This is a genomic window from Allokutzneria oryzae, from assembly GCF_042429765.1.
Lineage (GTDB): Bacteria > Actinomycetota > Actinomycetes > Mycobacteriales > Pseudonocardiaceae > Allokutzneria > Allokutzneria oryzae.
Window position 1 is genome coordinate 81593 of record NZ_JBHLZU010000006.1, and the last position, 10795, is coordinate 92387.

Annotated in this window: 1 pseudogene; it reads right to left on the minus strand. The window is 73.7% G+C overall.

Annotation, left to right across the window (positions count from 1 at the left end):
• Positions 1 to 32: 32 nt before the first annotated feature.
• Positions 33 to 10784 (minus strand): annotated as a pseudogene (locus ACFFQA_RS07230) (type I polyketide synthase); the annotation flags it as partial.
• Positions 10785 to 10795: the final 11 nt, after the last annotated feature.

A 10795-nucleotide genomic window follows, 5' to 3' on the forward strand; every position in this document is an offset into this window, starting at 1 on the left:
GGCGAACCACGGCCGGTGCCGTCAGGCGATGGTCAGAGCCCGGCCGCCCAGTCCTTGATGACCTCGGCGACCTCGTGCGCGTAGTCGCCCATCATCGTGAAGTGGTTGCCGGAGACCTCCGCGACCTCGTGCGGGTACGGCAGGCAGGCCCGCCAGTCGGTCGGCTCGTTCCACTCCAGCATCGGCTCGGAGGGCCGCACCAGCAGCGTGGGCGCGCTGATCTCGCGCAGGCTCCAGTCCAGCTGCGAGTAGTGGCCCATCGAGGTCAGCCACGCCTCGCCCCAGATGTCCCGCTCGCCGCGGACCCCCTCCATCTCCACCATCATCGTGTCCATCATGGTGTCGATGAAGCGGCTCATCGCCTTCATCCCGTTCTCGTCCTCCAGCGCGTAGCTGTCGACCATGACCAGGCCGGCGGGCGTCAGGCCGAGCTTCTCCAGCTCGTGCACGACGCGCTGCGCGATCAGGCCGCCGGAGGAGTACCCCGCCAGCACGAACGGCTCGTCGTCGACGGCCCGCCGGATCGCCTCGGCCTGCACCCGCGCCACCGCGTCCGCCGTCGGCGGCAGCAGCTCGCCGCGCGCGTAGCCGGGCTGCCGCAGGGCGAGCACGTCGCGCTCCCCCCGGAACGAGCCCGCGAAGCGCGCGTACTCGTGCGCCCCGGACCGGCCGATGTAGGAGGTCAGGCAGAACAGCGTCGGCCCGCCGTCGCCCCGTGCCAGCCGGACCGGCTGCGGGACGTGCTCGGACTCGGTCTCCTCGGTGAAGACCGGCCGGAACTCCGACGCGGCGTTGAGCAGCTTCATGAACGCCGGGAACGTGCCGGCCTGCACGCTCTCCACGAACAGCGAGCTGAGCGTGCCGGTGGACTCCTGCTCGACCTCGGCGACCTGGACGGTGGCCGCCGACCGGGGGCCGGAGTCCGTGGTCAGCTCGGTCAGCAGGTACTCCGCGAGCGCCGCCGGGTTGGGGTAGTCGAAGACCAGCGTCGCGGGCAGCCGCAGCGCGGTCTCCCCGACCAGCCGGTTGCGCAGCTCCACCGAGGTCAGCGAGTCGAACCCGAGTTCGAGGAACTCCCTGCGCTCCTCGATCTCCGCCGCGCCGGTGTGGCCGAGGACCTGGGCGACGTGCTCGCGCACGAACTGGAGCACGAAGCCGCCGCGCTCCTGCTCGGCCATGGCCGCCAGCCGCTGGCGCAGCGTCGTCGTGCCGCTGGCGCTGCCCGCCGCCCGGCGGGCCGGGGCCCGGACGATCCCGCGCAGCGCGGCGGCGAGACCGCCGGAGGCGGCCTCCTCCCGCAGCGCGGCGAGGTTCAGGCTGATCGGCGCGAGCACCGCGTCCTCGACCGCGCACGCGGCGTCGAAGAGCGCGAGCGCGTCCTCCGTGGACATCGGGACCAGGCCGGAGCGCTCGATGCGCTGCCGGTCGGCGTCGGCGAGCACCCCGGTCATGCCGCTGGTCTCCGCCCACAGGCCCCACACCAGCGATGTGGCCACGAGCCCCTGTTCCCGGCGCAGCTCGGCGAGCGCGTCGAGGAAGGCGTTGCCCGCCGCGTAGTTCGCCTGACCGAACCCGCCGAGCACACCGGCGGCCGAGGAGTACAGCACGAAGGCGGCCAGGTCGAGGTCCTTGGTCAGCTCGTGCAGGTTCCAGCCCGCGTCGACCTTCGCCCGCAGCACGCCGTCCACCCGCTCCGGGGTGAGCGAGACGACAGCGCCGTCGTCGGTGACGCCCGCCGTGTGCACCACGGCGGTCAGCGGGTGCTCCGCCGGGATCGCCGCGAGCACCGCCGCGAGCGCCTCCCGGTCGGCGGCGTCGCACGCGGCCAGGGTCACCTGTGCGCCAAGGGCTTCCAGCTCCGCCTTCAGCTCGGCGGTTCCTGGGGCGTCCGCGCCGCGACGGCTGGTGAGCACCAGGTGCCGCATGCCGCGCCCGGTCACCAGGTGCCGCGACACCAGGGCCCCGAGCGTTCCGGTCGCTCCGGTGACCAGCACCGTGCCCTGTTCGTTCCACTGTGGACCGTCCTCGGCCACCTCGGTGACCCTGGCCAGCCTGCGGGCCCGCAGTTCGCCGGAGCGGATGGCCAGCTCGGGCTCGGCCGAGGCGAGCGCGCTCGGCAGCGCCCTGCGGGACTCCTCGTCCTCGTCCAGGTCGATCAGCACGATCCGGTCCGGGTTCTCCGACTGCGCCGAGCGGACCAGGCCCCACACCGGGGCGAGCGCGGGCGCTGCCGTGACCGCTCCCCTGGTGACCAGCACCAGCTTCGAGGACTCCAGTCGCGGCTCGGCCAGCCACTGCTGGACCAGCACCAGCGCCTCGGTGACCGCGGCGCGGACCGCACCGGGCACCTCACCGTCCACAGTGGATCCAATTCGGGCGAAGACCGCCTCTGGCACGGCCGTTCCCGTGTCGAGTGCGGCGAGGAGCGCGGGAACGTCCTCGTAGTCGGGGACTCCGAGCTCCAGGGTGTCCACGCCGACAACGGCCCAGTCACCGGCGCGAGCCGGGGCCGATGCCACGGTGGCCCACTCCATCCGGAACAGCGAGTCGCTGCCGCGCGAGCGCACCTGGTCCCCGGTCACCGGCCGCAGCACCAGCTCCTCGACCGAGGCCACCGCGGCTCCTGCGGCGTCGGTGACCCGCACCGAGACCGACTCCTCGCCGCGCGGGGACAGGTGCACGCGAAGCGCGGTCGCCCCACTGGCGTGCAGTGAGACATCGGTCCACGCGAACGGCAGCCGGGCGGTGCCAGAGCCGAGGCCGGGCAGGAACCCGACCGCCTGGAGGGCGGCGTCCAGCAGCGCCGGGTGCAGGCCGAAGCGGTCCGCGCCGTCCCGGTTCCGCTCGGGCAGCTCCACCTCGGCGTAGACGTCGTCCCCGGAGCGCCACGCCGCGCGCAGCCCCTGGAACACCGGGCCGTAGCCGTACCCGGCGTCCCCGAGACCGGCGTAGAACCCTTCCACGTCAAGCGGTTGCGCGTCGGTGGGCGGCCACGCCGCCAGCGTGAAGGGCTCGTTCACCGCGCCCGAGGCCAGCCAGCCGGTGGCGTGCTGGGTCCACGGCAGCTCGGCCGGGGCGTCCTCGGGTCGCGAGTAGACGGTCAGCGAGCGGCGTTCGCCCGCGTCGGCCGCGCCGACGACGAGCTGGATCTGCACACCGGCCGGAGCGGCGGGCAGCACCAGCGGGGCCGACAGCGTCAGCTCCTCGACCCGGTCGCACTCGATCTGGTCGCCCGCGCGGATCGCCAGCTCCACGAAAGCCGTTCCTGGCAACAGGACCGTGTCCATGACGGCGTGGTCGGCCAGCCACGGGTGGGTGTCCAGGCCGAGGCGGCCGGTGAGCAAGAGCCCGTCCCCAGCGGCCAGCGGGACCGCCGCGCCCAGCAGCGGGTGGTCGGCCGCGCCGAGACCGGCGGAGGTGACGTCGCCGACGGACGCGTCGTCCTCCAGCCAGAACCGCTGCCGCAGGAAGGCATAGGTCGGCAGGTCCACCCGACGACCGCCCCTGCCCTGGAACACCGCGTCCCAGTCGACGGCGATCCCGTTGGCGTGCAACTGGGCCAGGGCCGTGACGACGGCCCGCGACTCCTCGCGGTCGGCGCGCAGCACCGGCACCACCACGGCGGTGTCGGTCCGCTCGGCGAGGCTGTCCTGCGCCATCGCGGAGAGCACTCCGCCCGGCCCGAGCTCGACGAAGGTGGTGACGCCGAGCCCGTGCAGGTGCTGGACGCCGTTGTGGAACCGGACTGCCCGGCGGACGTGGCCCACCCAGTACTCCGGGGAGCACAGCTGCTCGGCGCCGATCAGCTCGCCGGTCACGTTGGACACGATCTCCACGGTCGGCTCGGAGTAGGCCAGCCCCTTCGCGACCCGCTCGAAGTCGGCGAGCATGCCGTCCATCAGCGGGGAGTGGAAGGCGTGGCTGACCTGGAGCCGCTTGGTCTTGCGCCCCAAGGACTTCCAGTGCTCGGCGAGGTCCAGGACCGCTGCCTCCGAGCCGGAGAGCACGGTGGACAGCGGGCCGTTCACCGCGGCGACGCCGACCTCGTGCTCGCGACCGGTGAGCAGCGGCCAGACCTCCTCCTCGGCGGCCTGGACCGCGACCATCGCGCCGCCTTCCGGCAGCGCCCGCATCAACCGGCCCCGCGCGGTCACCAGCGTCGCGGCGTCCTCCAGGGTGAACACCCCGGCGACGTGCGCGGCGGCGATCTCGCCGATCGAGTGGCCGAGCAGGTAGTCGGGGGTGACGCCCCAGCTCCGGACGAGCCGGTACAACGCGACCTCGATGGCGAACAGCGCGGGCTGGGTGTAGTCCGTGCTGTCGAGCAACGCCGCGTCCGCGCTGCCCGCCTCGGCGAACATCACCTCGCGCAGCGGCCGGTCCAGGTGCTGGTCCAGGTGCGCGCAGACCTCGTCGAAGGCGTCGGCGAAGACCGGTTCGGCGGCGTAGAGCCCGGCCGCCATGCCCGCGCGCTGCGAACCCTGGCCGGAGAACATGAACGCGATCCCGCCCTCGCGGGCGCTGCCGCGAACCAGGTTGGCCGCCGAGCGCCCCTCGGCGAGGGCGGTCAGCCCGGCGAGGAGGTCCTCCCGGTCCTCGCCGACGACCACGGCGCGCTGTTCGAGCGCGGAGCGCGAGGTGGCCAGCGAGTACGCGACGTCGGCGGGAGCCAGCTCCGGCCGCTCCTCGACGAACGACAGCAACCGCTGCGCCTGGACGAACAGGGACTGCTCCCCCTTGGCGGAGAGCACCCACGGCAGCGCACCGCCGCGCGAGACCTCCACGACGGGCTCGGCGTCGGCGGGCGGCGCCTGTTCGATGATCGTGTGCGCGTTGGTGCCGCTCACGCCGAAGGAGGAGACACCGGCGCGGCGCGGGCGGTCCCGCTCCGGCCAGTCCACCGCCGAGGTCAGCAGCGACACCGAACCCGCCGACCAGTCCACCTCCGGCGTCGGGGCGTCGACGTGCAGCGTCGGCGGCAGCACACCGTGTCGCATCGCCTCCACCATCTTGATCACACCGGCGACCCCGGCCGCGGCCTGGGTGTGGCCGATGTTGGACTTGATCGAGCCCAGCCACAGCGGGTCGTCGCGGTCCTGGCCGTAGGTCGCCAGCAGCGCCTGCGCCTCGATCGGGTCACCGAGCGAGGTGCCCGTCCCATGCGCTTCGACCGCGTCGACGTCCGAAGTGGACAGACCGGCGTTGGCGAGCGCCTGACGGATGACCCGCTGCTGTGCCGGGCCGTTCGGCGCGGTCAGGCCGTTGGAGGCACCGTCCTGGTTGATCGCCGAACCCCGCACGACCGCGAGGACCTCGTGACCGTTGCGCCGCGCGTCGGAGAACCGCTCCAGCAGCAGCAGGCCGATGCCGTCGCCCCAGCCGGTGCCGTCCGCGCCCGCCGCGAACGCCTTGCACCGCCCGTCCGGGGCCATGCCGCGCTGACGGCTGAACTCCACGAACGCCCTGGGGGTGACCATCACGGTCACACCGCCGGTCAGCGCCATGTCGCACTCGCCGTTGCGCAGGGCCTGGGCCGCGAGGTGCAGCGCCACCAGCGACGACGAGCACGCCGTGTCCACGGTGACCGCCGGTCCCTCCAGGCCGAAGACGTAGGAGATGCGGCCGGAGACCACGGCGGCGTTGCTGCCGGTGAGCATGTAGCCCTCAAGGCCGTCCGGCACGCGTTCCAGGTTGGTCGCGTACTCCTGGCCGTTGGAGCCGATGAACACCCCGGTCCGGGAACCGCGCAGCACCGAGGGGTCGATCCCCGCGCGCTCGAAGGTCTCCCAGGTGCCCTCCAGCAGCAGCCGCTGCTGCGGGTCCATGGCCAGCGCCTCGCGCGGGGAGATCCCGAAGAAAGCTGGGTCGAACTTGTCGGCGTCGTGCAGGAACCCGCCCTGCCGGACGTAGGTCGTGCCCGGGTGGTCGGGGTCCGGGTGGTAGAGCCGCTCGACGTTCCAGCCCCGGCCCTCCGGGAACTCGCCCATCGCGTCGGTGCCCGTGGACACCAGCCGCCACAGGTCCTCCGGCGACTCGACGCCCCCGGGGTAGCGGCAGCTCATCGCGACGATCGCGATCGGCTCGTCCTCGGTCACCGAGGTCCCGGTGGTCACCGCCGCCGGGGCCGCCTCGTCCGCGCCGAACAGCTCCGAGCCCAGGTGGCGGGCCAGGACCGCGGGCGTGGGGTGGTCGAAGGCCAGGGTCGCGGTGAGCCGGAGCCCGGTCGCCGACGCGAGCCGGTTGCGCAGCTCCACCGAGATCAGCGAGTCGAAGCCGAGCTCGCGGAACGCGCGGTCGGCGGGGACCTCGTCGGTGCCGGTGTGGCCGAGCACGGCGGCGGCGTTGACGCGCACCAGCTCCAGCAGCGCCCGGTCCCGCTCCGCCGAGGACCGGCCGGCCAGCCGAGCCGCGAACGATGTGTCCTCTGTGGACTCACCGAGCCCGGACGCCGGGCTGGACAGCGCGCGCACGGCCTCCGGCAGGTCGCCGATCAGCGGGCAGGGCCGGGCGGCGACCACGCCGGGGGCGAAGCGCTCCCAGTCGATGTCCACCACGGCGAGGAAGGTCTCGTCGTGCTCGATCGCCTGGCGCAGCGCGGAGATCGCGAGGCCGGGGTCCATCGGCGGGACGCCGTCGCGGCGCATCCGCTCCCCCACCTCGTCGGTGACCAGACCGCCGCTGCCCCAGGAGCCCCACGCCACGGAGGTCGCGGGCAACCCGGCCGCCGCGCGCTGCTCGGCGAGCGCGTCCAGCACCGCGTTGGCCGCGGCGTAGTTGCCCTGGCCGACGTTGGGCAGCGTGCCGGCGAAGGAGGAGAACAGCACGAACGCGGACAGGTCGAGCCCGGCGGTCAGCTCCGCGAGGTGCCGGGCGGCATCGACCTTGGTGCGGGTGACCGCGTCCAGCCGCTGCGGGGTGAGGTCGTCGAGCACCGCGTCGTCGAGCACACCTGCGGCGTGGAACACCGAGGTGAGCGGGAGCTCCGCGGAGATCGACGCGATGAGCCCGGCGACGGCGTCGCGGTCGGTGACGTCGCAGGCGGCCAGGGTCACCCGCGCGCCGAGGGACTCCAGCTCCGCTCGCAGCTCGGCGGCACCGGGCGCGTCCGGGCCACGGCGACCGGCCAGCACCAGGTGCTGCGCGCCGTCCTCGGCGAGGGACCGCGCGAGGTGCGCCGCGACGGAACCGGTCCCGCCGGTGATCAGGGTGGTGCCGCGCGGGGTCCACCCGCGCCCGGGGGCGGCGTCGGCCAGCGGCGCGCGAACCAGCCTGCGGGCGAAGACGCCCTGGGCGCGGACGGCGAGCTGGTCCTCGTCACCGGCTCCGGCGAGCACGGCGACGAACCGGTCGGCCGCGCGCTCGTCGGCGACCTCCGGCAGGTCGACCAGGCCGCCCCAGCGGCTGGGCAGCTCCATCGCGGCGACCCGGCCGAGTCCCCACAGCGCGGCGAGGCCGGGGTGGTCGAGCCGGTCGGAGCGGCCGACCGAGACCGCACCCCTCGTGACCGTCCACAGTGGAGCTTCGAGTCCGGCGTCGCCGAGCGCCTGGACCAGCGCCAGCGTCGCGGCCAGGGCCGAAGGCCGATCGTCGAGCCCGGCCAGCGAGAGCACCCCGGCGACGTCTTGGTCACCGGTCGCGGCGCGCACCGCGGCGGCAACGGCGGCGCGGTCGGCCGACGCGTCCACTTCGACGCGCAGGACCTGCGCCCCGTTGCGCTGCAACGCCAGCGGGGCGACGGTGCCCCACGGGTGCGTCCCGCCGTCCCCGACGACCAGCCAAGTTCCCGCGAGGGGCGTGGACGTGACCGACACCGGCTTCCAGCCGACCCGGTAGCGCCATGCGTCCACAATGGACTGGTCGAGGCGCTGGCGGTGCCATCGGGACAGCGCGGGCAGCAGCGCGGTCAGCGACGAGCGCTCGACGTCGTCAGCGAGGTTCAGCGACCCGGCGAGAGCGTCGAGGTCGCCGCTGTCCACCGCCGCCCAGAACTCCGCGTCGGCCGTGCCCTCAGCGGCAGCGGAGGCTGATGCGGGCTGCTCCAGCCAGTAGTGCTGCCGCTGGAAGGCGTAGGTGGGCAGATCGACGCGACCGGCGTCGGGGAACACCGGGGACCAGTCCACCCGCACGCCCCGCGTGTACGCCTCGGCCAGCGAGGTGAGGAAGCGGGTCAGGTCGCCCTCGTCCCGGCGCAGCGAGCCCACGGCCACGACCGGTGTTCCGGTGGCCTCCGCGGTGTCCTGCACGGCCATGGTCAGCACGGGGTGCGCGCTGGCCTCGACGAACGCGCCGAATCCCTGCTCCACCAACGAGCGCGTCGCGGCCTCCAAGCGCACCGTCTGCCGCAGGTTGCGGTACCAGTAGTCGGCGTCCATCTCCGTGGTGTCCAGCCAGTCGCCGGTGACCGTGGAGAAGAAGGGCACCTCCGACGCCCGCGGCGTGATCCCCGCGAGCACGGTCGCGAGCTTGTCCTTGAGCGCCTCGACGTGCGCGGAGTGCGAGGCGTAGTCCACCGGGATCGTCCGCGCGCGGACCTCGTCCGCCTCACAGGCCGCGACCAGCTCCACCAGGGCCTGCGAGTCACCGGAGACCACGACGGCGGCGGGGCCGTTGACGGCGGCGACGGAGACCCGTCCGTCCCACTGCGCGATGCGCTGCTCGACCTGCTCAAGCGGCAGCGCGATCGAGACCATCCCACCGCGACCGGCGATGTCCAGGATCGCCTTGCTGCGCAGGGCGACGACCTTCGCGGCGTCCTCAAGGGACAGTGCCCCGGAGACGGCAGCGGCGGCGATCTCGCCCTGCGAGTGACCCACCACAGCAGACGGCTCGACCCCGAAGGACCGCCACAGCTCGGCCAGCGACACCATCACCGCCCACAGCGCGGGCTGCACCACGTCAACCCGATCCATGGCCTCGGCGTCACGCAGCACGTCCAGCAGCGACCAGTCCACATACGACTCCAGCGCTGTCGCGCACTCGCGCAGCCGGTCGGCGAAGGCCGGAGCGGTGTCGAGCAGTTCCAGAGCCATCCCGACCCACTGCGAACCCTGCCCGGGGAAGACGAAGACGACCCGGTCGGCGTCCTGGGCGGAGCCGGTCACCAGGTTCGGCGCGGCCTCGTCCCGGGACAGCGCGCCGAGGCCGTCTATGAACCCGGCCCGCTCCGCCGCCAGCACGACGGCCCGCCGGTCGAGCGAGGCACGGCCGGTCGCGAGCGAGCTACCCACATCGGCGAGCGCGTGCTCCTGGCCGTCCACAAAGGACAACAGGCGGCCCGCCTGCGCGCGCAGGGCCTCCGGCGTGGCACCGGAGAGCACCCACGGCAGCACGTCGGCGCGCACGGCCGGCCGGGTGGCCTCCTCGACGACCACCGGCTCCTGCTCGGGGTCGGCCTGCTCCTCGACGGGCGCTTCGGTCGCCTGCTCCAGGATCAGGTGCACGTTGGTGCCGCTGATGCCGAAGGCGGAGACACCCGCGCGACGCGGCTCGTCCCCGGTCTCCCACTCCCGCGCCTCGGTCAGCAGCGAGACCGCGCCGGAGGACCAGTCCACGTGCGAGCTCGGACTGCTCACGTGCAGCGTCCGCGGCAGCACTCCGTTGCGCAGCGCCATCACCATCTTGATCACACCCGCGACGCCCGCGGCGGCCTGGGCGTGGCCGATGTTGGACTTCACCGATCCGATCCACAGTGGACGGTCGGAGGGACGCCCCTGCCCGTAGGTGGCCAGCAGCGCCTGCGCCTCGATCGGGTCACCCAGCGAGGTGCCGGTGCCGTGCGCCTCCACCGCGTCGACCTGCCCGGCGGACAGGCGGGCGTTGGACAACGCCTGCCGGATCACGCGCTGCTGCGACGGACCGTTCGGCGCGGTCAGGCCGTTGGACGCGCCGTCCTGGTTGATCGCCGAACCCCGCACGACCGCGAGGACCTCGTGACCGTTGCGCCGCGCGTCGGAGAGCCGCTCCAGCAGCACCAGGCCGACGCCCTCCCCCATGCCGAACCCGTCGGCGTCGTCGGAGAACGCCTTGCAGCGCCCGTCCTTGGCCAGCGCGCGCTGACGGCTGAACGCGACGAACGAACCGAGGTTCATCATGATCGCGACACCACCGGCGAGCGCCAGCGAGCACTCCCCGGTGCGCAGCGCCTGAACCGCGAGGTGCAGGGTCACCAGCGACGACGAGCACGCCGTGTCCACGGTGACCGCCGGTCCTTCGAGACCGAGGGTGTAGGAGACGCGGCCGGACATCACGCTGGAGGCGGTCCCGGTCAGCAGGTGCCCCTCCGAGCCCTCCGGCGCGTTCTCCAGGGTCGGGCTGTAGTCGTGGTAGTTGCAGCCGACGAAGGTGCCGGTGGAGCTGCCCTTCAGCGACAGCGGGTCGATCCCGGCGCGCTCGACGGCCTCCCACGCGGTCTCCAGCACCAGCCGCTGCTGCGGGTCCATGGCCAGCGCCTCGCGCGGGCTGATCCCGAAGAAGCCGGGGTCGAACTCCCCCGCCTCGTAGAGGAACCCGCCGTCCACGGTGTAGCTCTTGCCGTGCCGGTCCGGGTCGGGGTCGTAGAGGCCCTCGGTGACCCAGCCGCGGTTGGCCGGCAGGCCGCCGACGGCGTCGGCGCCGGAGGCGACGAGGTCCCACAGCTGCTCGGGACTGCTGACGCCACCGGGGAAGCGGCAGCCGATGCCGATGACGGCGATCGGTTCCTGCGCCTTGTCCTCGACCTCGCGGAGCCTGCGCCGGGTCTGCCGGAGGTCGGCGGTCGCGCGCTTGAGGTAGTCGAGGAACTTCTCTTCGTTGGACA